The sequence below is a fragment of the Bacillus sp. FSL W8-0223 genome (genome assembly GCF_038006805.1).
GTDB classification, from domain to species: Bacteria; Bacillota; Bacilli; order Bacillales; family DSM-4216; genus Bacillus_O; species Bacillus_O smithii.
This window is the reverse complement of sequence record NZ_JBBOVX010000001.1, coordinates 1,293,101-1,314,669: the sequence shown is the minus strand read 5'-3', so window position 1 is coordinate 1,314,669 and position 21,569 is coordinate 1,293,101. Positions and strand designations below refer to the sequence as shown.

The 21,569-nt window shown below is 40.0% G+C and carries 21 protein-coding genes; 9 read left to right on the top strand and 12 right to left on the bottom strand.

Annotation, left to right across the window (positions count from 1 at the left end; all coding sequences use genetic code 11):
- Positions 1 to 69 precede the first annotated feature (69 nt).
- Positions 70 to 936, top strand: coding sequence for a metallophosphoesterase (locus NST81_RS06505; protein ID WP_003354386.1), 867 nt, complete (start codon positions 70 to 72; stop codon positions 934 to 936).
- Between the two features lie 82 nt (positions 937 to 1,018).
- Here the strand turns inward: NST81_RS06505 and NST81_RS06500 are convergent, their stop codons facing one another.
- Together NST81_RS06500 and NST81_RS06495 are read right to left on the bottom strand one after the other, a co-directional pair.
- The gene (locus NST81_RS06500; protein ID WP_048623056.1) at positions 1,019 to 1,387 is read right to left on the bottom strand and encodes a hypothetical protein; all 369 of its coding nucleotides are present in this window, start codon (positions 1,385 to 1,387) and stop codon (positions 1,019 to 1,021) included.
- Positions 1,388 to 1,468: 81 nt separating this feature from the next.
- Positions 1,469 to 2,827 carry a YeiH family protein gene (locus NST81_RS06495; protein WP_341028978.1) on the bottom strand — a complete coding sequence of 453 codons (1,359 nt, stop codon included), beginning with the start codon at positions 2,825 to 2,827 and terminating at the stop codon, positions 1,469 to 1,471.
- A 493-nt stretch (positions 2,828 to 3,320) separates the two neighbouring features.
- Here NST81_RS06495 and ssuE point away from each other — a divergent pair, with 493 nt between their 5' ends.
- The 5 genes from ssuE to ssuD all read left to right on the top strand — a co-directional run bounded on the left by ssuE (position 3,321) and on the right by ssuD (position 7,857).
- Positions 3,321 to 3,875, top strand: coding sequence for an NADPH-dependent FMN reductase (gene ssuE, locus NST81_RS06490; RefSeq protein WP_341028977.1), 555 nt, complete (start codon positions 3,321 to 3,323; stop codon positions 3,873 to 3,875).
- A gap of 133 nt (positions 3,876 to 4,008) precedes the next feature.
- Complete coding sequence (locus tag NST81_RS06485) at positions 4,009 to 4,764, top strand: ABC transporter ATP-binding protein (RefSeq protein ID WP_048623053.1); 756 nt, start codon at positions 4,009 to 4,011, stop codon at positions 4,762 to 4,764.
- A 30-nt stretch (positions 4,765 to 4,794) separates the two neighbouring features.
- A complete protein-coding gene (locus NST81_RS06480) occupies positions 4,795 to 5,784 on the top strand; it encodes an aliphatic sulfonate ABC transporter substrate-binding protein (protein WP_341028974.1) in 990 nt (329 codons plus the stop codon).
- A gap of 26 nt (positions 5,785 to 5,810) precedes the next feature.
- Positions 5,811 to 6,656: an ABC transporter permease gene (locus tag NST81_RS06475; protein ID WP_429771227.1), complete on the top strand. Its 846-nt coding sequence runs from the start codon at positions 5,811 to 5,813 to the stop codon at positions 6,654 to 6,656.
- Between the two features lie 61 nt (positions 6,657 to 6,717).
- A complete protein-coding gene (ssuD, locus tag NST81_RS06470) occupies positions 6,718 to 7,857 on the top strand; it encodes an FMNH2-dependent alkanesulfonate monooxygenase (RefSeq protein ID WP_003354380.1) in 1,140 nt (379 codons plus the stop codon).
- Between the two features lie 144 nt (positions 7,858 to 8,001).
- Here ssuD and bioC read toward each other — a convergent pair whose 3' ends face one another.
- Together bioC and NST81_RS06460 are read right to left on the bottom strand one after the other, a co-directional pair.
- Complete coding sequence (bioC, locus tag NST81_RS06465) at positions 8,002 to 8,823, bottom strand: malonyl-ACP O-methyltransferase BioC (RefSeq protein ID WP_341028972.1); 822 nt, start codon at positions 8,821 to 8,823, stop codon at positions 8,002 to 8,004.
- Positions 8,820 to 9,131 carry a hypothetical protein gene (locus NST81_RS06460; protein WP_341028970.1) on the bottom strand — a complete coding sequence of 104 codons (312 nt, stop codon included), beginning with the start codon at positions 9,129 to 9,131 and terminating at the stop codon, positions 8,820 to 8,822. Before NST81_RS06460 ends, bioC begins: the two co-directional genes overlap by 4 nt.
- A gap of 74 nt (positions 9,132 to 9,205) precedes the next feature.
- Between NST81_RS06460 and NST81_RS06455 the strand changes: the two genes are divergently transcribed.
- Entirely contained in the window at positions 9,206 to 10,567 is a 1,362-nt protein-coding gene (locus NST81_RS06455) for an IS1182 family transposase (protein ID WP_003354354.1), read from the top strand.
- Positions 10,568 to 10,586: 19 nt separating this feature from the next.
- On the opposite strand, the gene NST81_RS06450 is transcribed toward NST81_RS06455, so the two are convergent.
- On the bottom strand, positions 10,587 to 11,117 hold the full coding sequence (locus NST81_RS06450) for an alpha/beta fold hydrolase (protein ID WP_341028969.1): 531 nt from the start codon (positions 11,115 to 11,117) through the stop codon (positions 10,587 to 10,589).
- Positions 11,114 to 12,295 (bottom strand): 8-amino-7-oxononanoate synthase, encoded by a 1,182-nt coding sequence (gene bioF / locus NST81_RS06445; protein ID WP_328201897.1) that lies wholly within the window; start codon positions 12,293 to 12,295, stop codon positions 11,114 to 11,116. Before bioF ends, NST81_RS06450 begins: the two co-directional genes overlap by 4 nt.
- A 425-nt stretch (positions 12,296 to 12,720) precedes the next feature.
- Between bioF and NST81_RS06440 the strand changes: the two genes are divergently transcribed.
- The gene (locus NST81_RS06440) at positions 12,721 to 13,191 is read left to right on the top strand and encodes a YkyB family protein (RefSeq protein WP_048623046.1); all 471 of its coding nucleotides are present in this window, start codon (positions 12,721 to 12,723) and stop codon (positions 13,189 to 13,191) included.
- A gap of 344 nt (positions 13,192 to 13,535) precedes the next feature.
- Here NST81_RS06440 and NST81_RS06435 read toward each other — a convergent pair whose 3' ends face one another.
- Positions 13,536 to 14,441 carry a chemotaxis protein gene (locus NST81_RS06435; RefSeq protein ID WP_048623045.1) on the bottom strand — a complete coding sequence of 302 codons (906 nt, stop codon included), beginning with the start codon at positions 14,439 to 14,441 and terminating at the stop codon, positions 13,536 to 13,538.
- A 61-nt stretch (positions 14,442 to 14,502) separates the two neighbouring features.
- Positions 14,503 to 15,495, bottom strand: a complete 993-nt coding sequence (corA, locus tag NST81_RS06430; protein ID WP_048623044.1) for a magnesium/cobalt transporter CorA — start codon at positions 15,493 to 15,495, stop codon at positions 14,503 to 14,505.
- 112 nt (positions 15,496 to 15,607) lie between these two features.
- Here corA and NST81_RS06425 point away from each other — a divergent pair, with 112 nt between their 5' ends.
- The gene (locus tag NST81_RS06425) at positions 15,608 to 16,768 is read left to right on the top strand and encodes an aminotransferase A (RefSeq protein ID WP_327798109.1); all 1,161 of its coding nucleotides are present in this window, start codon (positions 15,608 to 15,610) and stop codon (positions 16,766 to 16,768) included.
- A 94-nt stretch (positions 16,769 to 16,862) separates the two neighbouring features.
- Here NST81_RS06425 and NST81_RS06420 read toward each other — a convergent pair whose 3' ends face one another.
- From NST81_RS06420 to NST81_RS06405, 4 genes are all read right to left on the bottom strand, one after another.
- Complete coding sequence (locus tag NST81_RS06420) at positions 16,863 to 17,732, bottom strand: NAD(P)-dependent oxidoreductase (protein ID WP_048623042.1); 870 nt, start codon at positions 17,730 to 17,732, stop codon at positions 16,863 to 16,865.
- Positions 17,733 to 18,194: 462 nt separating this feature from the next.
- The gene (locus NST81_RS06415) at positions 18,195 to 18,980 is read right to left on the bottom strand and encodes an SDR family oxidoreductase (RefSeq protein ID WP_048623041.1); all 786 of its coding nucleotides are present in this window, start codon (positions 18,978 to 18,980) and stop codon (positions 18,195 to 18,197) included.
- Positions 18,981 to 19,256: 276 nt separating this feature from the next.
- Positions 19,257 to 20,987, bottom strand: coding sequence for a phosphoenolpyruvate--protein phosphotransferase (gene ptsP / locus NST81_RS06410; protein ID WP_328201892.1), 1,731 nt, complete (start codon positions 20,985 to 20,987; stop codon positions 19,257 to 19,259).
- A complete protein-coding gene (locus NST81_RS06405) occupies positions 20,987 to 21,253 on the bottom strand; it encodes a phosphocarrier protein HPr (protein WP_003354366.1) in 267 nt (88 codons plus the stop codon). The genes ptsP and NST81_RS06405 overlap by 1 nt, the downstream gene beginning before the upstream one ends.
- Positions 21,254 to 21,569: the final 316 nt, after the last annotated feature.

The window sequence follows — 21,569 nt, the reverse complement described above, 5'->3', positions numbered from 1 at the left end:
AAAAACGCCAATCCACTTTTTATGAGTGGGTATCCCCCATGGCAAGAATAGGTGTGGATCAACGTGAACATGAGAATATCGAGAAGAATGTTTCTCCAAAAGATGGCAGGCACTTTTTTGGCTTTTCTAGGGTTGTCCGGCGGAGGACTGGCCTACGCACATTATATAGAACCGAAACGGCTGGATATCCATGTGGAAGAATTTTACCATCCTCTCATTCCTCCGTCATTTGACGGAATGTCGATCGTTCTATTCAGCGATACTCATATTGGATTTCAATATACTTTGAATCAATTGCAAAAACATGTCGCCATCATCAATTCTTTGCAACCTGACATTGTATTCTTTACAGGCGATTTGTTAGACCACCCTGGTCAGTTTCCAAAAAAGCATGTTCTCCCTGACATTCTCGGGAAAATCAAAGCCCCTTTTGGAAAGTTCGCCGTTTACGGCAATCACGATCACGGAGGCTATGGAACAGAAATTTATAAAAACATCATGGAAAAATCGAGCTTTCAAATTCTCCGCAATGAAAGCAGAACAATCTCTATGATTAACCAACAACGCATCTACATCGCTGGAATTGACGATGCTATGCTCGGATCACCGAATCTTTATGAAACGATCAAAAAAATCCCAGAAAATCAATTTACGATTTTATTATCTCATGCACCTGATTTAGCGGATGAGGCTTCTCTTTTTCCTATTCAACTACAATTGAGCGGTCATAGCCATGGCGGACAAATCAAACTGCCTTTCATCGGGGCATTGATTACCCCACCCTTTGGAACAAAATATCCAGAAGGACGCTATGAACTGACAAAACACCACAGACTCACACTTTATGTGAATCGCGGATTAGGCACCACCCGTCTTCCATATCGTTTTTTCGCCGTTCCCGAGATTACAAAAATCGTTTTGAAATCAGTTCCTTGAAAATTTGGAATCTCGCTGTTTAGTTCGTTGAAAGACTTTTTTGTTTATACATTTCTTCCGAGTTTCGTAAAACGGAAAAGAATCACAGCATTCCCCATTTTCGTTCGTATTCCACTTTCAAAATATAATCGCCATTGGTGAAACCATGTCTGGACAAGATGTCGAGAGCTTCACTAAAACCAAAAGTAGCGGTTTCCATAATGATTTGGTTCTTTTTTTCGTAAATCATCCAATGATCATGCGCTTCTTGCAAAATGTCCATCATGCAAGCAATCTTCTCCAATCGAAGCGATAAACGATCCTTCAATTCTCTCACATGTCGTGAATTCACTTGGTGAAAACGGGATGACCTTTTAAGAGGTTTTATTTTGCGCGGAAACCAAATCTGTCGATCCCAAATTTCGAAAATAAAACAGATTTTTTGATTACAAGTCAGTTGATTTTTATTCATTCAACAGCACTCCTTTAATATTCGTGTTGATCAGCAGAAAAAAGGCCTATGAAAGTTGAACTGTACATAGGCCTTTTTTCTTTATGATGATAGATTCGCCCAATAAGAGCCAAAGACAAGAATAGATAAAATATATCCCAAAACGACGTTCACCACGACCCCTGCACTGAAGGCGGCAAGCGGTTTCCAACCAACCGATGTTAATTCTTTAAAACGAGTTGTCAATCCAATCGACAGGAAACAAAAAGTAAAAGCCCATGTTCTCAGTTCTTTGATTGGTGCAATAATCTCTGTATTAATCACATCTGCCTGAACGGCCGAAGAGCCGGCCAAAAGGATGGTCAGGATGGCTGAGGCGCTAAAAAAACCAATCACAAACTTAGGAAATCGGCGCCATATTTCAGACGTATCCGCTTTTGCACCTTCATTTCTCTTTTCCCACCAAGTGATTGAAATGAACGTAAGTATGAAGCACCAAACCCCTATAAAGATATCACGACCGATGACCTTCATGAGTGTAAAGGCTACGAGCGCTTTATCGCCGAATGAGCTGGCAGCCGTTATTCCCGCCGCATCTGCAAATTCTGATGTTCCGATCCACGCTCCCGCTTGTCCCGCTGGTAATCCTAGCCATTTGATAATAAGTGAAAGAGCAAAAATCATAAATACTGCCCAAATCACAACAAGTGAAATCGAGACGGAAACATGTTCCTTCTTTGCTTTTATGGAGCTGCCTACGGCAATTGAAGCCGAAACACCGCAAATGGAGCCCCCTGCACCTAATGTGGCCGCAAATCGTTTATCCAATCCCAGCCATCTGGTTCCCACGAAATAAATGACAAGGAATGTTGCCACAGCAATGATCGTTGCCTGGAGAAAGGCAACAGGACCAGCCTTTATGATCAGTGTGAAAGGAAGCGTTGCCCCAAGAAGCACAATCCCCACTTTCACGTAAAGTTCCGTCCTGAGCGCCGTTCCAAACCATTCGGGAATAGGTATTAAGTTGCCGATGATAAGCCCTAAAGCAAGGGCAACAAGAGGAGCTTCCAAATTATATTGCTGCGCCCATTCCCAAGAACTAAAAATATTGATTAAAACGCTGAGTATAAATAAAACGATAAATCCGGAAATAAAGTGATTCGTTTTTACTTGCAAAAAGAATGCAGCGATCGAAAATAAAACAATATAAATGGCCAACAACAGAATGATGGAACCGAAATGTTGACTTAACGCAGTCGTTAAAGTATGAATGTCTCCCCATTTTGGAATTTGGGCTGTTAACACTTTAATGGAAGACCCTGCCAACCAAAAGAATATAGCTATCACAACCAGAAAAAGTCCGATCCACACGGCCCACCAGTCTTCCTTTCGGATCAATTCAGCCCAGCCCCTTTGAACCGTCGGCAATGCCTTTTTTTCATTCAAGTTTGTCCCCAGCATCATCAACAACCCCTTTCTATATTGAATTGGATGTTCATTTAAAACATTGTTTGTCTTTGAAACGCCAAAATTTTTCTTTCCACGCACCATAATTAAATTATGCCGATATGTTTACTATGATTAAAGACTAAAAAAAGAGGATTTTGCTTTGCACATCACTTCCCTCGTTTTCCCAATAAATAAGTCTTCGTTTTTTAAAAAGAAAGACTTATGAATACGCTAAATGGTATATTCTTGCCTACCTGCTAGACATCGGGGGATAGACTTTTTATCGGAAAGCTCCTTCCGCTTTTGGAAAAAGATAAAAAACAATGGTGGATTTATTCATCAAAATAACATGTCCGCGCAATAAAATCAACATAAAATTCAGAATAAACAAAAATAAAATTCATAGTTGACAGGTATGAATACATGGCATTAGAATGAGAGCAATCATAAATTTTGATTATTATTTGTTTTTGCAATTTTCAAATAGAAAGGGTGTGAAAAAGAATTGAAGCAGATTATCGTTTTATCAGGAAGCCCGACAACTTATTCACACACAGAGCTTGTATTGCAGCAAATCAGTGATTTGTTAGCTTATCGTGGATGTAATGTAAAAAAGGTGTCCGTAAGAGATGTTGAGCCTGAGACGATATTCAATGCACGTTTTGACGATCCACAAATCACTTCGATTGTCAATGATTTTCAAAACGCCGACGGAATCGTCATTGGATCGCCTGTCTACAAGGGATCCTATACGGGCGTGTTAAAAGCATTGATTGATCTATTCCCGGAAGATTCGTTCAAAGGGACACCGGTTCTGCCCGTCATGGTAGGCGGAAGCAGCCATCATATGCTCGCCATCGAGTATGCTTTAAAACCATTATTATCCGCTTTGAAAGGCGAATTATTGCAAGGGGTTTATTTGTTGGATAAACATGTGGATAAAACTTCTGCACCGTATGTCCGAAACATAGACATTTTACAACGTATCCATAAACAAATAGAGCAATTTATTGCGGAGATGGATAAAAATAGATCTTTTGTTCATGTCAAAAGCGAATAAACGAAATCTTTCCTTGCGAATTCATCCTGTTCGTTTCGAGATCAAAACGTATCACGATTCGAAAGCGAGGTCATCGCTTTTTACGTCTGTTTGTTCTTTAGTTAAAGGAAAGCTGAAGCTTGGAGGAACAAAAATGGATATAAAAATTAATATAAAAGACAAGTCATTTAAAACGAATCAAGGAAGTGTGCAAGTGCTGCATGATGTTTATTTGAATATAAAAAACGGTGAGTTTATTACGGTGATCGGTCCGAGCGGTTGTGGCAAAAGCACACTGCTGAAGATTATCGCCGGGCTGGATACGAATTACAACGGAGATGTTTTCCTCGGCCAACAGGCTGTTAAAAAGCCAAGTGTTGCCCAAGGTTTTGTTTTTCAAGAACATCGCTTGTTTCCATGGCTGACAGTCGAAGAAAATATTGCCGCTGATCTTTCATTAAAGGATCCTGCTATTCGCGAAAAAGTACATGAATTAATCGACATCGTTCGATTAAAAGGGTTTGAAAAAGCCTATCCAAAGGAATTGTCAGGAGGCATGTCACAGCGGGTAGCCATCGCACGAGCTTTATTGAGAGATCCAGTCGTTTTATTGTTAGATGAACCATTTGGCGCCCTGGATGCATTTACAAGGCAACATTTGCAAGATGTGCTTTTACAAATATGGGCAAAAACAAAAAAGACTATGATTTTAGTGACGCATGATTTGGATGAATCGGTCTATCTTGGGAATAGAGTCGTCGTCATGAAATCAAAACCGGGAACGGTGCACCGCGAGATTCCCGTTGACTTGCCATTTCCTCGCCAAAGAACAGATTCATCATTTCAAAAAATGAGACAAACCGTCATGCAAGAATTTGAAACAGTCAATCATTTTTCATTATCAAAATAATGTCTGTCACAGCAGTCAAGGAGGAAGTTTATGAAAAAGGCATATCTATTCTTTATTTTCGGAATTATTTGGATAATAGCCGGATGCGGCAACAGCCAAGCAAGCGAAAGTGCAGATCAAAAAAATACTACGATCAATATAGGTATTCAACAAGATGTCGGCCCTCTCCTTTTAGCAAAAGAAAAAAAGCTGTTTGAAAAAGCTTTCCAAAAAGACCATGTTCAAGTGAAATGGACTGAATTTCAAAGCGGCCCGCCGCAAATAGAGGCCATTTCTTCCAACCATCTTGATTTTGCGGGAGTGGGCAATTCTCCTGTTATTTCAGCGCAAGCCGCCGATATCGGTTTTAAAGAAATTTCCAATACCCGATTAGGATTAAAATCGGATGCGATACTTGTACCGAAAGGAAGCTCGATTAAAACCCTTAAAGATTTAAAAGGCAAAAAAATTGCTGTCGCCAAAGGAAGCAGCGGATTTAATTTATTATACCTGGCTTTACAGAAAGCAGGAATAAAAGATTCCGATGTGCAAATTATCCAGCTTCAACCGGATGAAGCACAGTCGGCTTTCAATGCAAAAAAGGTAGATGCTTGGTCGATTTGGGAGCCTTTTATATCTTATGAAACATTAAAACATGATGCTAGGATTTTAACGACCGAAAAGCAATTAAACAGTTTTTCGCCGAGTTTTATGCTCGTACGTTCCCAATTTGCAGAAGAACATCCGGATTTAACAGTGAAGTTCTTGAAAGTGTATGAACAGGCACGGCTTTGGGAAAAACAGCATTTCAACGAAGCCGTTGCGATCTATGCCAAGGCGAAGAATTTAGATAAAAAGGTTGTCGCCAGCGCATTGAAAAACAATCCATCCACCAACCTGCCGATCTCTCGCAAGATTATTCATGCTCAGCAAGAAACGGCTGATTTTCAATACAAGAAACATATCATCCAGAAAAAAATCGATACAAGCAAAGTAGTAGATAATCAATATATCAATCAAGCACTATCAAACAAAAAGTAGGTGAATAAAAAATGAGCAAAGCAGGAATGACAGCTGAAATACCGGTCTCCACGCCACGTCAATCTGAGAAGAAATGGAAATCTATTTCGCAATCTTCCGAAAAAAAAAGAAGGTATAGATTACTTTCCGGATTTATACTCCCTGTTATCATCATTATCATTTGGCAATTAATAGGTTCTCTCGGATGGGTGACGAAAACCGTATTGCCGACACCGTGGGAAATTATTTTGGCGGCTAAAAATTTGGCCGTCTCCGGGGTTTTGTTCACCAATATGAAAGTGAGCATTATTCGAGCCGCATGTGGATTTGTCATTGGCGGCGGATTGGGATTGGCTTTGGGAACTCTGGTAGGACTATCGGCAAAATCCGAAAGTTTATTAGATCCAACTTTACAAATGGTGCGGACTATTCCACATTTGGCGATTACCCCGCTATTCATTCTGTGGTTTGGCTTGGGAGAGGAATCGAAAATTTTATTAATCGGATTAGGCGCATTTTTTCCGCTATACGTCAATACCTTTTTAGGCATTCGTAAAGTGGACGCAAAGCTTTTTGAAGTAGCGCGCATACTTGAATTCAGCAAATGGAAGCAAATCAAGCTGCTGATCGTGCCTTCCGCTCTTCCCAATATATTGTTGGGAATCCGTTTATCGCTAGGAGCCGCTTGGCTCTCTCTAGTCGTAGCGGAACTGATGGGTTCTACGTCGGGCCTTGGCTATATGATGATGGACGCCAGACAATTTAGCAACACGGATATCGTATTTGTCGGCATCATCATTTTTGCCATTGTCGGAAAATTAACAGATTCATTGGTCAGGCTGATGGAAAAGCATTTTCTAAAATGGCAAGACACTTACAAAGGTGAAGTATAAGTTGAAATGGGTTTATTTAAGATGAATCATCCATAATCGTTCATTTAAAGGAGTGAAAAACATGGAAATATTCTGGTTTATTCCTTCTCACGGCGATGGAAGGTATTTGGGAACGACAAAAGGCGGACGTGCAGGAACTTATCATTATTTCAAACAAATTGCTCAAGCTGCCGACCAGCTGGGATATAAAGGAGTGCTGATTCCGACGGGTAAATCATGCGAAGATCCTTGGTTGTTGGCTTCATCGCTGGCCGTCGAAACCGAACGATTGAAATTTCTTGTTGCCGTAAGGCCGGGATTAATGTCCCCAACACTCGCGGCCAGAATGACGGCTACGCTTGATCGAATTTCCAAAGGTCGATTATTGATAAACGTCGTGGCCGGAGGCGATCCGGTAGAATTAGCGGGAGACGGGCTGTTCATAAGTCATGATCAAAGATACGAAGCGACAGATGAATTTTTAACGATCTGGGAAAAATTATTAAAAGGCGAAACGGTCACGTTTGACGGACAACATCTAAAGATTGATAGTGGCGAACTTCTTTTTCCACCCGTACAAAAACCATATCCGCCTGTCTTTTTTGGTGGATCGTCTGATGCCGGAAAAAAAGTGGCGGCTAAACACGCCGATGTGTATTTAACGTGGGGGGAACCACCAGAGCAAGCGGCCAAGAAAATCGAAGAAGTCAAGAAGTTGGCAGAAGAACAAGGCAGAACAGTTGAGTTTGGCATCCGATTGCATGTAATTGTGCGGGAAACGGATAAAGAAGCATGGGAAGCGGCAGACAAACTGATACACTATGTCGATGAAAAAGCCGTTCAAACAGCAGATCAAGTCCTTTCCCGGTATGACTCGGTCGGACAGAAACGAATGAGTGTTTTGCATCGCGGGGCAAACAAAAGCAGACAATCATTAGAAATAAGCCCTAATCTTTGGGCGGGGATCGGATTAGTAAGAGGAGGCGCCGGCACAGCCTTAGTAGGGGATCCCGAAACAGTTGCAAAAAGAATGTTGGAATATCAACAAGCAGGATTTAATCGTTTTATATTATCCGGATACCCCCATTTGGAAGAAGCGTATCGGGTGGCTGAATTGTTATTTCCATTGTTGCCTTTGGAACAACAAAATAATGAAAATGAATTCTTTCATTACGGTGAAATTATCGGAAATAATATATCGCCGAAATTTATCAAAGTATAACAAAGTAAGGGTCACCTCCTGTCCGTATAAGCGGCAGGAGGTGTTCGTTTCCGAAAAAGCCATCAGATAGAATGAAAACAGAACAAAATGACAGAGATAAAGGATCTGATTATGTGATTTTAAACCTCTTTCCCCTCTATCAAATCATCGTTTCAACACAGCTTCTATGAATAAGCAATGATAAGTAGCTGTTATAAAGCCATTTTCTTGAAAATCACGCTCATAGATTTTTATCATTTCTTTTAATATCGAAGGTCGTTGGAAAAATGGCCCTTGATTGCTATTCGTAGCCCCTATTTTTTTCAAAGAAGTGAAAAAGTCTCTCACAGAGAGGAATCGTTCTTTTTCAATGGTCTCTATTCCGACGATGTTCGAATGTGGATGAACCAATCGAATCGTACGATCGCATAATTCTAATAAATCCTTTAATGAGTAAAACGGCTGCCCGAGTCTGGCATTCGTATAGATTTGCCATTTTTGCAACGCTCGAGAAAAAGAAGTGTGAAGTTCATGGAATGTTTCGGCTCCAAATGTTGAAAAAAGAATCCTTCCATTATTCTTTAACGAATGGCTAAGACGAATCAGAGTATTCTCCATATCATTCAGCCATTGAAAGGTTGCATTGGAGATGATAAGATCATACCGTTCTTTTAGCCCCATTTCCTCAATATCACCGCAGAGAAAATGTACCCGTTCATCATTGATCCGCTGTTTCGCGATTTCGATCATTCCCGGTGCAAAGTCAATTGCGGTTATCGTTGCTTCGGGAAATTGTTGCGACAGTTTCTTCGTCAAATATCCTGTACCACAGCCAATCTCCAGAATATGGATCGGAGCGAATTCACTTTCTTTCCCATCCATCCGCTTCAATAACTGAGTCCCCATTTTTTTCTGCACGCTTGCAAATTGATCATACGTTTTGGCATGGTCACTAAATCGTTTTTTCAGCAACGGTTTATCGATCATTGTTCTCCCCCTGCAAATAATTGAATCAACTGTGCACATTCGTCCGTTTTCGTTAAAAAAGGAGCATGTCCGGTTTTCGGCAATTTATAGAGAAGCGCCTTGCCACTTGTCTGTTCCACAATGTCTTCTGCAGCGGATAGCGGGCATATTGCATCTTTTTCCCCATGAATGAGTAATAATGGAGCCGAGATATCTCTCACAGCAAAACGAACATCTGCTGAAATTAAATAGTCAAGGCCTGCTTCTAAACTATTTGGTTTATCACAATGAAAGTGATCGATGAAATCGATCTCCCAGACTGTCGACAAATCCGAAAAAACCGGATTTGCCGACAGTCTTTTTTTGTATAATTAAGATACCGTAATGAATTGAGGTGGATGAAGTGCTAACAAAAAATACACAGATGAATCGTGATCAAATAGAAATGATAGCTTTAGACCAACTTGTACCTGCAGATCATTTGGTTCGTAAAATCGACGCTGCTATTGATTTTTCATTTATCTATTCGCTTGTTCAAGACATGTATTCATCGGAAAGAGGTCGACCAAGTATTGATCCAGTTGTATTGATTAAAATGGCTTTCATCCAATATACCTTCGGTATTCGTTCCATGCGAAAAACTATAGAGGAAATCGAAACGAATCTGGCTTACCGTTGGTTTCTTGGATTTGGTTTTTATGATAAGGTACCTCACTTTTCAACGTTTGGGAAAAACTACGAGCGACGCTTTAAGGATACAGACTTATTTGAACAGATATTCTATCGCATTTTGAAAGAAGCTGCAGATAAGAAGCTGATAAGCAGTGAGCATGTCTTTATTGATTCTACTCATGTCAAAGCGAGTGCGAATAAGCATAAATTTGTGAAGAAAGTGGTTCGAAAAGAAACGAAAGCCTATCAAGCACGTCTACAAGATGAGATAAATGCTGATCGAGAAGCACATGGAAAAAAGCCATTTCCTCCAGATAAATTTGGGAAAGAAGAATATAAAGAAATAAAAGAAAGTACCACTGATCCGGAAAGTGGTTACTACGTAAAAGACGAGCGAACAAAACAGTTTGCTTACTCATTCCATGCTGCTGCGGATCGAAATGGCTTTGTTTTGGGGGCTATTGTAACGCCAGGGAATATTCATGACAGTTCCGTATTGGAGCCACTTCTTGAAAAAGTCATAGAAAAACATGGAAAACCGGTTGTAGTTGCTGCTGACGCTGGATATAAAACTCCCGCCGTTGCCCAATACATATTTGAAAATGATATGACCCCTGCTTTACCTTATACTCGCCCTCGTACAAAGGATGGTTATTTCAAAAAACATGAGTATGTTTACGATGAATACTACGATTGTTATCTTTGTCCGCAAGGACAAGTGTTAAAATATGCAACTACGACGAAGGAAGGCTATCGTCAATATTTTTCTGATCCAGTCCAGTGTAAAGATTGTCCATTCCTTTCGAAGTGCACCCAAAGTAAGGAGCATAAAAAACTAATTCAGCGACATGTATGGGAATTTTATTTAGAGGAAGCTGATCATCTTCGGCATACACAAGAGAATAAGAGCATTTATGCAAGACGGAAAGAAACCATTGAACGTGTTTTTGCTGATGCAAAGGAAAAGCATGGTATGCGTTGGACAACCTTAAGAGGTCTAAAAAAATTGTCCATGCAGGCGATGCTAACTTTTGCTGCAATGAATTTGAAAAAGATGGCTTGCTGGACATGGAAAAGTCCAGCAATAACATAAAATAGACCCCTGGAGGGGTCTATTCCAAACATTTGAAAGCATAAAAGTGACAAAAGGCATCCGAAAGCGCACATTCGGATGCCTTTTGTCTACACTCTGAGTGATCGATGAAATCGATCTCCTTCCCTTTTTCGTCTTCATAAAGCAACGAGTTTATAAAAGTAGAAATCGTTTGTGCGCGATTACGAATCAATTGCCTTTTCATTCGTTCCACTATCCGTCTATTCCATCCAGCGTGATAACGATCTCCTTGAATAAACCGACTCGTACCGCTGATGAGAACTATGCGCTCGATTTTTTCGGGAACAGAAAAAGCAAGTTCAAGAGCGATCAACGCTCCAAGCGACCAGCCCACGGGAACAAAAGAAGAAAGACCTTTTTCTTCTATGAACTGAAGCGCTTTTCGTTTAAAATCAGCTGCTTTATCAATCCCATCCCATTCCACTTTATAGATGGCAAAAGTCGATTTTAGCCTTTCTTCAAGAGGACCCCAAATCGTTCCTTTCATTCCCCATCCCGGAAGGAAGACTAGAGAATGCTGATGTTTCACGAAATCACCCCCAATTCTTTTCCAACGGCGGCCACTTGCTCAAGCGTCCAATCTAGTTCCTCTTTTGTGAATGTCGACATAAGGGAGAAACGGATTCGTGCTGTCCCCTCCGGAACCGTAGGAGGCCGAATGGCGACAGCAGCAACACCTTTCTCTTCCAATTTCTTACTAAAGAGAACCGTTAACTCATTGGAACCGATCATGATCGGAACGATTTGTGTCTCGCTTGTACCGATATCAAAACCTATTTCATATAGTTTTTTTCGAAAATAATAACTATTCTCTTGCAACTTTTTCCGGCGTATCGTCTCTTGTTGGACAATGGAAATCGCTGCAAGGATCGATCCCAATGCAGCAGGCGGCAATGCGGTGGTAAAAATAAAGCTTCTCACTTTATTGATGAAATAGTCGATGATCCATTGTTTTCCTGTTACGTAAGCTCCAAAAGACCCCAGAGCTTTGCTGAAAGTCCCCATTTGAACATCTACTTGCTGTTCAATACCTAATAAATGAAGGAGCCCTTCTCCTCTTTCTCCGTAAATACCACTGCTATGAGCTTCATCGACCATCAAAATAGCCCCGTATTTTTCTTTTAATTCAACGAGCCCTTTTAATGGAGCAATATCCCCATCCATACTGAAAACAGAATCAGTAACGATCAGTTTTTTCTTATGAATGGGCGCTTTTTTTAAAAGAGATTCTAAATGATCCAGATCTTGATGTTGATACCGTTTCATTTCCGCTCGGCTAAGAATCGTTCCATCGATGATGCTGGCGTGATTCCATTTATCGCTGAAGACGATATCATGGCGACCGACGAGTGCAGAAATAATGCCAACATTGGCTGTATACCCGCTGTTGAAAATAAGTGCGGCTTTTGTCCCTTTCCACTTCGCTAATTCCGATTCGACTTTTTCATAAAGTGAATAGTTGCCAACCATTAATCGAGAAGCTGTCGATCCGGCACCGTATTGCTGGGCAGCGCGCACGCTTGCTTGAATGAGCCGATCATCGCCAGCCAATCCAAGATAATTGTTCGATGAAAAATTAAGAAGCCTGCGACCATCTTTCAAAACGTATGAGTTCTTCAAAAAATCAATAGAATACAAATGGCGTTTTTGCTTTTTATCCTCTATATGCCGCAGTTCCTCTTTCATTTGTTTCTCCCATAAGTACATGAAAAAACATCTCACCTCTTTTGTTAACTAATTTTATAAAAAGTTAACATTTTTGAGATAATCGTATCACAACGGAAAATTTTAGACAATCTAAAAACGATCTTCTTTCGCGGCAAGCGGCAATGCCTGGTCCTTATGTTGATAAAGAACAGAGATTGGAGCATGTATGATGAGTTAAAAACCAATCTTCCCATCGAACAAAAAAGAGTTTATAATATTTAGAATATACAGAGAAAAAATGGATATCCCCTTTTAGTTTTATCGGTTTAGCCGTTTCAGAAAAATTAAAAAATATAAAGTTGAACTCCCATAAGAGAGTTTTTATTCCATTTTTATGAAAAAACTTTCTTTATCTTTTTCCTTCCCCTTTCCATCAAGCCTAAAAAAGGATATAATATGGTAAAAATGCTTCGAAAGGAGTTATCATGTTGAACAGCCAAAATGAATTGCCCTCGCTTCCTCCTACAACTACGAACCTCTCAAAAGCAATATTTACGGTGAATCGCCATGCTAAAACAGCCACCAATCCAAAATACTTATATTCACTGAAAAAGAAAGCGTTGCTGAAAATGATTCAAGAAGGAAAAGCAAAAAAAGTGGGGCTGCACTTTTCTCAAAATCCAAAATACAGTCAGCAGCAGTCTGATGTGCTCGTAACATGTGGAGAATACTCATTTCATATACCTGCCTCTAAAGATGACTTTCAACTTTTGCCGCATTTAGGTCATCTTGACCAGCATACTCATAATCCAAAATGTCATATGAGCCTGTTCCAAGCGAAAAAATTGCTTCAGAATTATACTGGTTTTGAAGAAAATGAAACACGTCCGTCAAGCGGACGAAAAAAATATCGAAAACCCGTTTTTAAACCTCTAGGAGAGTCATTTTTTTCCTAATGGCCACATCAACTAAAGAGGTTGGACCTTTGACCCGTTTTGCGGGTTCGTACGCTCCAGCCGCTTAACGTACGATTGTCGGCTGGAGTTTTACGCCATCAAATTGTTCACATAAATTACTGCATTGTTTGTGAGCCTCCCATCCACCCTTTCATTCCAATCACGGCACTTTATGGACCGATATTCTCACCCCTTTTGCCATACCGTTCAAATTCATTCGATTGAGACGATTCCTTTTTATTGAAAAGCACTCTCTAAAGTTTCACCGTAAAAGTGAATCGGCGTTCCGTTACACATTTTTATGTCCGGAATAACAAAAAAGCACCTCACTCGGTGCCTTATCGCTATAAAATATACTCGTCAATTTTTTTGATCAATTCATTGATTTCTGGTTTGCTGACTTGTTCATCAGCTCCCACCATTTCTCCTTTGTGCCGTAATTCATTGGTGATCAATGAGGAAAAAATAATGACAGGCAGCTTTTTCAGACTTGGATTATCTTTTATCCGCTTGGTCAAATGATGTCCGTCCATTTGCGGCATCTCGATATCGGTAATCACCAATTGTACTTTTTCTGCAATATCAGATTCTTCTTCTATGAGAGATTCCAAGTAGGAAAGAGCCTCTTGTCCATTTTCAAAGAAATCAATATTTACATATCCCGCTTCTCCCAACGTCTCTTCCAATAATTTTCTCAACAGCGGCGAATCTTCCGCCACGATTATTTTCTTGTTCGATCTCTCCCGTTTACCAAGTTTTTTCACTTGTTCGACTTGAATACCGGAAGTCGGGTTAATATCGACCATTATTTTTTCAAAATCCAAAAGCAAAAGCATTTCTCCGTTCATTTTAATGACGCCGATGATTTCACTGCTTTTCCCTTGATAAATTTCGGAAGGCTTTTCAATGCTTTGCCATGAAATCCGGTGGATTTTAGAAACGTTGTTGACACGGAAAACAGCTTTTTGGCAGTTAAATTCCGTCACGATGAATTTATCATTCTCTTTCGGCTGAGAGTTTTCAAACCCCAGCACACTCATCATGTCGATTACCGGCAGTATTTCCCCGCGCAATTCGATAATTCCTTCAACATGAGGATGTGAATGAGGTATAAACGTGACGGGAACCGGCAATATAATTTCTCTCACTTTTATCACATTAATGCCGTATTTGTTTCCGTTCACTTCAAACTCTACAATTTCCAGTTCATTTGTCCCACTTTCTAACAGAACTGTCGTATTTTTGTCCATAGTGGCAACCCCTCCCAATTACCTTAACTATACCATGAAAATGATAGGCAAAAAAGACTATCTATTTTGAACTATGACGATTCCGTCGATTTTTTTTATTCCCGATTTTCAGCCATCCAATTTTGACAAAAATCAAAAACATAAAGAAGGCTATACATGCCATCCCTATTAACACCATATAATAAGCGTATTTAATATGAAGTTCCGGCATATAATCAAAATTCATTCCATATATTCCTACGATAAAGGTTAACGGCATAAAAATCGTCGTAATAATCGTCAGCGTCATCATAATGTTATTGGTCTTATTGGAATTAAAAGACATATAGTTATCACGGATATCGGCAGAAAACTCCCGGTAGGATTCCAGCATTTCTGATAACTTCAACAAATGGTCATATATATCGTGAAAATAAAATCGCTGATCTTCAATAAATGAGACATTTTCTGAATTTAAAAGCCTGTAAAGAAGATCTCTCATCGGCAAAATGGAGCGCCGGAGCTTGGACATGTCATGGCGTATTTCAAATATTTTATCCAGCAACTCATTAACAGCCTCTCTATCGCTGTTTTCTTCGATTTGATTGAGGGTATCTTCAATATGGAAGACAGGCTGAAAATAATCGTCTACGATCTGGTCAATAATGCTGTGGACCACAAAAATCGGCCCCTTTTTCAAACCTTCTTCTTTTTTTAGACGCACCCATGAGTTATTAATGGCTCTGTTCGGCTGTTTATGATAGGTGACAAGCATATGACTGTTCATAAACACCTCTACTTCGTCTGTAGCCAAAGTTGTTTGCTGAATGGAATGCAAAAGAAAAAATAAATAATTTTTGTAGAAATCCACTTTGGGCCTTTCAATCAATTCGTCTAAACAGTCCTCCACAGCCAATGGATGGAAATGAAAAAAATCACGTAAAAGGGAATTTTCCTGATCGGTTGGCTCCGAAAAATCCACCCAATACCAAACCGTATGTTCATTGTTAAGATCACGAAGCGGAACATCATATACGATTTGGTTATCTTTATCAACAGCGCATGTTCTGATCATAATCTCTCATTCAACCGCCTTTAAATGATGAAGTTTTTTGATTCTTTCCTTTTTAAGAGACTCTATAGACATTATAATGATAACAAAAGGAAAGAAAGGTTAGTGAAAAACATTGGAACAATATCTGAACGAAAACGTCAAAAATATTCAAATCTCTGGAATTAGAAAGTTTTTTAATATGGTGAGCGGAATAGAAGGGATGATCTCCTTAACCATTGGCCAACCGGATTTTCCTACACCGGATCATATAAAAAAAGCGGGAATGAATGCCATTCAAGAAAATTTTACCGTTTATACACATAACGCAGGATATTTGCCGCTTCGCCAAGCCATTAGCCATTATGTACATAAAAAATATGATTTAACCTATTCGCCGGAAAGCGAAATCATTGTCACGATAGGAGCGAGCGAAGCGATTGACGTTGCCTTAAGAACCATTTTATGCCCTGGAGATGAAGTCATCCTTCCAGGTCCGGTCTATCCCGGCTATGAACCGATCATTCGGATGTGCCAAGGGGTCCCTGTTTTTGCCGATACTAGGGACAACCAATTTAAATTAACAAAAGACGTTCTTGAAAAATATGTCACCGCCAACACGAAATGCGTTATTTTGCCTTATCCGTCCAATCCAACAGGAGTAAGTTTAACAGAAGACGAGTTAAAAGAAATCGCTCTATTTCTTAAAGATAAACCTATTTTCGTGATTGCTGACGAAATCTACAGCGAACTTCTTTATGATCGTCCTCATGTCTCCATCGGCCGTTTTTTAAGAGAACAGACAATAGTCATCAACGGCTTGTCGAAATCGCATTCCATGACTGGATGGCGGATTGGCTTTTTAATGGCGCCGGAAAACATCGCCCAACATTTACTAAAAGTTCATCAATATAACGTGTCTTGCGCTTCTTCTATTTCTCAAATGGCTGCATTGGAAGCTTATACAAATGGAGAAGAAGACTCCGCGGCTATGAGGGAAGAATACAAAAAGCGCCGCGCTTATGTATATGAGCGTCTCGAAAGTTTCGGCTTGGAAGTGGTCCGCCCGGACGGGGCATTTTATTTCTTTGTAAAAATACCTGATGCGATAAAACTGGATTCTTTTGATTTTTGCCTTCAATTAGCGCGGGAACAAAAAGTGGCCTTGGTTCCCGGGAGTGCCTTTTCCCACTATGGAGAAGGATACTTTAGGCTGTCGTATGCTGCCTCGATGAAAGAGCTTGAGGAAGGGCTGAACAGACTGGAGAATTTTCTAAAAAGCAAACATATCCTGTAATCATTCTGCTTGCTTCGATAATATCGTAAAAATGTTGGCATTCAAAAACGGTAAAAAACTGGTCCTTTTGTGGACCAGTTTTTGCTTCTTTTTTTTATTCAGCCCAATATTTGATAAGGGCTTGCGTCCCACTTGATTCTTCTCCTTTTGCCGACAGTTCCTCATACATTTGTTTAGCCAGCGAAAGTCCCGGAAGTGAAAGATTCATTTTTTCGGCTTCTTCAAGAGCAATCTTCATATCTTTTATAAAGTGTTTAATGTAAAAACCCGGTTCAAAGTCTTCTTTTAAAATACGTGGAGCTAAATGAGACAACGACCAGCTCCCGGCTGCTCCTGTGGAAATGCTTTTTAGCACCATTTCCGGATCCAATCCCGCTTTTTTCGCATAAATAAGCGATTCGCACACACCGATCATATTAGTAGCAATAGCAATCTGATTGCACATTTTTGTATGTTGTCCGGAGCCGGCTTTCCCTTGGTAAACAATATTATTTCCTAAAACGTTTAAAAGATCTTGAACCCGATCAAAAATTTCTTTATCTCCTCCGACCATGATGGCAAGCGTCCCGTTTCTAGCGCCGATATCTCCTCCTGAAACAGGGGCATCTAATGTATAGATTCCTTTCGATTGGGCTGTTTGATAAATGTGTACAGCCAATGACGGCTTGGAAGTGGTCATATCGATAAAAATCTGTCCACTTCGGCCGTTTTCAATCAGTCCGTTTTCAGATAAATAAACTTCTTCCACATCACTTGGCATACCGACTATCGTAAAAACGATGTCCGCCTGTTTCACTAATTCTTTCGGACTGTTCGCCCATTTTGCTCCATTCTTTAATAGCTCATTCGCTTTTTCTTTTGTCCGATTATACACCACCAGCGGATAACCGTCCGCTAAAATATGTCCGGCCATACTTTTCCCCATTACTCCTGTTCCAATAAACCCGACAACCGGTTTCGTCATCCTCCTCCTGATTGCCAAAATCCGTATAAACGGGCGAACTCCCATCAGAAGAGATTTCACATCTCCCCAGGGCCTTTACATCGATAAACCTGCGAGTCTTTCAGGATATACAATAACGATGTAATCGTTTAAAAATACAGAAGATTCCCTCGACTATTCGAATACCCGTTTATATAATTGGATTTCGCAATCAGTTGTTCACCTCCTCCGTTTATTGTAAAACGATCTGAACCTTTCCATAATAAAATGAACGATCTTTATATACCGAAAAAAAGAAGACCTGTTTCAACAGGTCTTTAAAAGAAAAGGGGGTTGTGAGTGAGAATCTTTAAAATTCCTCTTTCATCATTAGAATTCCCCCCCATTTTCTTTTTTAAACATGTTTTTACAAAACATGTGCCTGTTGTTTTCAATATCATATATTTGATGTTTTTTCGATTCGTCGAATGGTCTTTGAAAGCATTAAATGGAACGGACCATGCCGCCGTCGACTAAGAAAGTGCTGCCTGTCATATATGTATTGGCTTCCGAAGCTAAAAACGCGACCACATTCGCAAATTCCTCCGGTTTTCCGTATCTTCCGAGAGGAATCTTACTTTTCATGATTTCTGACATTTCTTCTATGGAGATCCCTTGTTTTTCAGCGCCAATTTTATCCAGCTCGATAATTCTATCAGTCGCGATGCGCCCTGGAGCCACTGTGTTCACTAAAATATTGTACGGAGCAAGTTCCGTAGCCAGTGTTTTAGAAAGCCCTACTATCCCTGTTCGGAATGTATTCGATAAGATTAAACCTGGAATTGGCTCTTTAATAGAAGAAGAAGCAATATTGATGATCTTTCCGCCGTTTTGTTTTAAATAAGGCAAAGCGGCTCGAATCATTCGTATATAGGAAAGCAGATTCAATTCAAACGCTTTTTGCCACATTTCATCCGTTATTTCTTCAAACGTTCCGGACGGCGGTCCTCCTGCATTGTTGACCAAAATATCGACTCCGCCATAAACGTCTACCGTTCGTTCGACCAGATGTTGAATATCAGCAAGTTTTGTCACATCGCAAGTTGTCCATTCTATCCGGCCGGGCAATGTCTTGTCCCATTTTTGTTTTAGATCTTTCAGCTTTTGTTCGCTTCTGCTGGAAATCATGACATTGGCTCCGTTAGCCGCGAGTTCCTCCGCAATAGCTTTTCCCAACCCTTGACTAGAAGCGGCAACGATTGCCTTTTTTCCTTCTAAACCTAACTTCAAGCAGAATCCCTCCTTTAACCAAAGTACTTTTATTATAAAACATGCAAAATTTTCTTGCATTTTTTTCGCTTCATTACCGTCTAATCACAAAGTCGATCCGAAATGCCATGAAATTGGCAGAACAACACCAAACGTTTATTCCCTCCAACCACCAAAAAAGAGGCTGGAACTTTTTAAAACTCCAGCCTCCATAAAGGGGGAAATGAGAATAAAGATCTAAGTTGAGTATTCGTGTGGCATTTAACATTTTTACCCCTGATTAAGAATTTATACATCTTAATGGCTATATTGAGAAGACACTGCTTTTTCAACAAGTTCTACTACTTCAGCAGTAGTTCTTTTATTCAATGCTTCAGAAGCCAATTGTTCCATTTCGGATCGATTTAACTTTTTAATAAGAGATCGAGCTTTTAGAATGGATGTGGCACTCATGGAGAATTCATCAAGACCAAGACCGAGCAAGAGCGGAATGGCCGTCTCATCTCCTGCCATTTCTCCACACATTCCTGCCCATTTACCTTCTTTATGAGCGGCATCGATGACCATTTTCACAAGCCGTAAAATCGCCGGATTGTATGGTTGATACAAATAGGATATGCGTTCATTCATACGGTCTGCTGCCAGCGTATATTGAATTAAATCGTTCGTTCCTATGCTGAAAAAGTCCACTTCTTTTGCAAATTGATCTGCCATTACAGCCGTGGACGGAATTTCCACCATAATGCCGACTTCAATTGAATCCGAAACTTTCGTTCCATCCTGAATCAATTTTTCTTTTTCTTCTTCTAAAATAGCTTTTGCTTCACGAAACTCATTAATGGTTGCAATCATAGGGAACATAATTTTCAGATTACCGTAAACGCTGGCGCGCAGCAATGCCCGAAGCTGTGTGCGGAACAGATCTTGATCTTCCAAGCATAAGCGAATAGCCCGGAAACCTAGGAACGGGTTCATTTCTTTTGGAAGATTTAAATATGGAAGTTCTTTATCTCCGCCAATATCAAGTGTGCGGACAACGACTGGCTTTCCGTTTAAGCCTTCCAATACCGTTTTATAAGCTTCGAATTGTTCGTCTTCGGACGGCAGTTGATCTCGTCCCATATACAGAAATTCAGTACGGAACAAGCCAACTCCTTCTCCTCCATTATTGATAACGCCTTCTATATCTTTCGGCATTCCGATATTGGCGACCAGTTCGACTTGATGGCCATCGCTGGAGTATGTTTTTTCATTCTTCAATTTGGCCCATTCTGCTTTTTCCTTAGCAAATTGTTCCGCTTTGTCTTTATAAGATTCAATGACTTCAGGAACAGGATTGACATGAACCTCTCCATTGATGCCGTCAACGATCACTAAATCGCCATTTTGAATTTCTTTTGTCGCTTCCTTTGTCCCCACAACAGCAGGAATTTCCATTGAACGCGACATGATAGCGGAGTGAGAAGTTCTTCCCCCTACGTCGGTCGTAAAACCTTTAACAAATTGTCGGTTCAATTGAGCAGTATCAGAAGGAGTTAAATCTTCTGCTACTATGATTACTTCTTCCGCAATCAAGCTAGGATTCGGAAGTTCCACTCCTAATAAATGAGCGAGAACACGCTTCGTTACATCTCTAATGTCAGCTGCCCGTTCTTTCATATATTCGTTATCCATGTTTTCAAACATGGAAACAAACATATCAGCTGTTTCTTTTAAAGCATATTCAGCATTGACTTTTTCATTTTTGATTTTATCTTTAATAGAACCTGTCATCTCAGGATCGCTTAATACAAGAAGATGAGCTTCAAAAATGGCTGCTTTTTCTTCGCCCAACTCTTTTTTGGCATGATCCCGAATCGTTTCAAGCTCGCTTTGAGATTGACGGATTGCTTCTTCAAAGCGGTTGATTTCTTGTTCAGAATTCTGAATGTCTTTTCTTTCTACTTTTAAGTCGGGTTCCACTAAACGGTATGCTTTCGCAATTGCAATCCCGTTTGATGCTGCGATTCCTTTTAAAATCGTCGACATTATTCTGCCAAACCTTCTTTTTTCATAGTTTCTTCAATCGTTTTCAACGCATCCGCTTCATCGCTTCCTTCAGCGGAAATCGTTATTTGGGCGCCTTTTCCGATTCCTAGCGCCATAACACCCATGATGGATTTCAAGTTCACTTTTTTGCCATTATATTCAAGCTGAACATCGCTAGAAAATTTGCTTGCAGTTTGTACTAATTTAGTTGCTGGACGAGCATGGATTCCTGTTTCATCAATAACGGTAAATTGTTTTTGCACCATTTATCATCGTCTCCTTTACTTTTTCGTCATCAATACATTAACGAATCTTTCTTCATTCGTCAATACTGGTCTATACCACATGAAAACTCAATGCAATTCCCCCATGAAAGAATATCATGGAAAACCGGATAGTGACAATAAAGAAAGTGTGTCATTTCTATTATATCTTAAAGAAAGAAATCTTATTTCTTTTGGATTTCTGTAAAGAATTCGGACTATTTCATTCTGTTATGCAAATCACATTGGATTTAAAGGGTTAACTTAGCGCTTTCTCTCTTTTTGCAAGTGCCGTCATCAAAGAAGACTTCTCTTCATT